This is a genomic window from Acinetobacter harbinensis (assembly GCF_000816495.1).
Taxonomy (GTDB): Bacteria; Pseudomonadota; Gammaproteobacteria; order Pseudomonadales; family Moraxellaceae; genus Acinetobacter; species Acinetobacter harbinensis.
This window is the reverse complement of the sequence record NZ_JXBK01000003.1, coordinates 6535-9529: the sequence shown is the minus strand read 5'-3', so window position 1 is coordinate 9529 and position 2995 is coordinate 6535. Positions and strand designations below refer to the sequence as shown.

Sequence of the window (2995 nt, the reverse complement as noted above, 5' to 3'; positions counted from 1 at the left end):
CTTAACGGGCAGCTTAGCTCTAGTGGCTTGTAGTAACCATCGAGCCGACACCACGGATCTGAGTAAGCAGCCTACAATAGAAGTGCCTGTAGCGTCAGCGGCATTTACTGCTTTTGGAAACAAAGAAAAAATTTGGCGAATAGTGATTGAAGGAAATGAGCTAAGTATAGAGGCAAATTTCTTAAAGCCAACGACAGCAATAGTTATCGTGGTGGGTTCTGGTTCTGTCAATACTGAAGGTGTTGAATACGCGAGCACAGTCAATGGACAGCCTATTGTTGTGAATATAAGAAATAACCTTTGTATCGATGACAATGGCTATCAGAATGAGTTTACTGCAATATTAACTTACGCAGGCAAAGCATATCAGGGTTGTGCCGTTGCCGGTGCAATAGAAATTGCGCCCACATAGATAGGCACTGTTGCAAATAGGGATCTGAGTCGATGATGTTCCCTTTAAAAAGTGCTTAGAGACCGAAAACTCTATTCACCAGATACACTTCACCCTGAGGCTGACCATAATAAAATGATGAAGCTTGTCCTTTACGTAGTGCACGCATGACTTCAATACCTTTAATTGTCGCATAAGCCGTTTTCATAGATTTGAATCCTAAGGTGGCCCTGATAATCCGCTTTAGCTTGCCATGATCACATTCGATCACGTTATTTTTGTACTTAACCTGCCTGTGCTCAAGGTCTGGTGGACATTTTCCTTCCCGTTTTAACCGTGATAAAGCACCTCCATATGTGGGTGCTTTATCCGTATTGATCACTTGTGGAATTTGCCACTTCTTCACATTATTTAAAATTTTTCCAAGAAAACAATATGCTGATTTGGTATTACGTCTAGAAGAAAGGTAAAATCAATGGTAAAGCCACGTTGATCGACTGCACGATACAGATAAGACCATCTTCCATTCACTTTTACATAAGTTTCATCAATATGCCATGTGCCGAGATGTGTAGGATTACGCCAATACCAGCGTAAGCGTTTTTCTATTTCAGGAGCATAACGTTGAACCCAACGGTAAATAGTAGTGTGATTAACATTCACACCACGTTCGGAAAGCATTTCCTGAAGTTCACGATAGCTAATGCCATATTTACAATACCAGCGTACAGCCCAAAGAATGATTTCGCCCTGAAAATGCCGACCATGGAAGGGATTCATACACTGAACCTTTAGCTAAAAAACTATTTAGCTTATCATCAATGGCTATTTGCAACAGTGCCTTTGGTTGCCCCCAATAGCAATACAGATCAGCTCTATCAAAAGGCCTTAGAAGTTCTAAAACATAATCATAGTATTACGGAAATTACGTTACAAATAGAAAGTACGGAATGTAATACATTGGAACAGCATAAACACTAAATTTGGACTTTAGGCTTCATGCAGATACTTCATGTGACTTTAGAGTATACTCTAAAGTTACATTATTTCTCTTACAGGTAAGACTGTAGACTTGCACTTGGAGCTTTCAACTTCACTAAATAGCCCGATAAGCCTAGGTCGAGAAAGTCTTTACAAAGCTCTTTCCGGTGAGGGTTAAACTTAGTTTCGATACTGTTATCAAAGTTGTAAAAGCACTTAGTTTACGGCAAGCAATTTAACATTGGATGTAATTATAAATATTATCTAAATAAGCTGCAATTTCATCCACTGTGGCTCTCGCAGTCCTTGAAACACCCACCAGTGTCGCTGAACCAGGTCCGGTCCACTCACCATATCCTACTAACCATAGGTTGGATTGTTTGACTGCTCGTGTTCCTTCAACAAGTATCGTATTATTTTCCTCTACTATTCCAAGTGGCTTTAAATGGCTTAAAGTCGCTTTAAATCCAGTACACCAAATCACTGCATTAACCTGTTGAAAAGATCCATCTTCCCAAATCACGCCATTTTCTGTAAAAGCCGAAAATGGGCGCTCACTATGTAAAACTCCTCGTGCACGTGCATCTTTGACTGAATCAATCATGACAATATCACCCAGACCGCCAACAGGCTGATCTATTGTACGGCCTTCTAATTGTGCCTTTAAACGCTCTGTCGCACGTAAAAACAGTACACGGCCATCAACATCATCTGCTAAAAATTGAGGAGGTGTTGGCGTGATCCAAAGAGTGTCTGCCACTTGGGAAACTTCAGCCAAAATTTGTGCTCCAGAATTTCCACCACCGACTATCATTACGTGCTTATCTTTAAAAAGTTCTGCATTTTGATAATGGGCGGAGTGTAATTGCAGACCTTTGAAATTTTCTTGGCCAGGGTAAGATGGGATATAAGGATGACTCCAGGTGCCCGTTGCACTGATTACAGCCTTGGCTCTCCATGTCTGTTCACCTGCATGCACACTCAATACTTCTCCTTCGCTTTTGACGTGATCAACATATACAGGACGAATAATCGGAAATTGATAACGCTGCTCATATTGCTGCAAGTATTCAATAACTTCTTTCTTGGTCGGATACGTTTGTTCTGTATTCGGCATAACCCAACCAGGTAAGGAACTCCAGCTATTCGGTGAAAACAGACGCAAAGAATTCCAAGCATGTAACCAGGCTCCACCTGCTTGATTTTGATCATCTAAAATAATAAATGGTATTTTTTTTCGCTTTAAAAAATAAGCTGTAGATAAAGCTGCCTGTCCACCACCGATAATGATGACATCAGTTTCCGTCTGTTTCTGATTCAAAGCCTTTTCCCCTTTTATTTTTTCTTTAATATAAAAACCCAATCCTGAAGACTGGGCTTTTACAATATTCACTATATTTTTATGACAACATCAAAATCAACTTAAACTATCAAGATATTTTTCAGCATCTAATGCAGCCATACAACCAGAGCCTGCTGAAGTAATCGCTTGGCGATAAACTGAATCAGCCACATCACCGGCAGCGAATACACCTGGCACTGAAGTAGCAGTGGCATTCCCCGCTGTTCCGCTTTGGATCTGAATATAGCCATCACGTAACTCAAGTTGCGCTGAAAACATCT

At 40.6% G+C, this 2995-nt stretch carries 2 protein-coding genes and 3 pseudogenes; 2 read left to right on the top strand and 3 right to left on the bottom strand.

The features are described from left to right. The coding region (locus SE27_RS12980; protein ID WP_455550018.1) for a hypothetical protein at positions 1 to 412 on the top strand (412 nt) is incomplete at its 5' end. Between the two features lie 55 nt (positions 413 to 467). Here the strand turns inward: SE27_RS12980 and SE27_RS12975 are convergent. After that, a pseudogene (locus SE27_RS12975) lies at positions 468 to 1171 on the bottom strand (IS6 family transposase). Positions 1172 to 1225: 54 nt separating this feature from the next. On the opposite strand from SE27_RS12975, the pseudogene SE27_RS14270 reads away from it, so the two are divergent. After that, a pseudogene (locus SE27_RS14270) lies at positions 1226 to 1372 on the top strand (cation diffusion facilitator family transporter); the annotation flags it as partial. A gap of 235 nt (positions 1373 to 1607) precedes the next feature. Here SE27_RS14270 and SE27_RS12970 read toward each other — a convergent pair. Then, positions 1608 to 2693: an ArsO family NAD(P)H-dependent flavin-containing monooxygenase gene (locus SE27_RS12970; protein WP_171054458.1), complete on the bottom strand. Its 1086-nt coding sequence runs from the start codon at positions 2691 to 2693 to the stop codon at positions 1608 to 1610. Positions 2694 to 2789: 96 nt separating this feature from the next. Beyond that, positions 2790 to 2995, bottom strand: a pseudogene (locus tag SE27_RS14655) (thioredoxin-disulfide reductase); the annotation flags it as partial.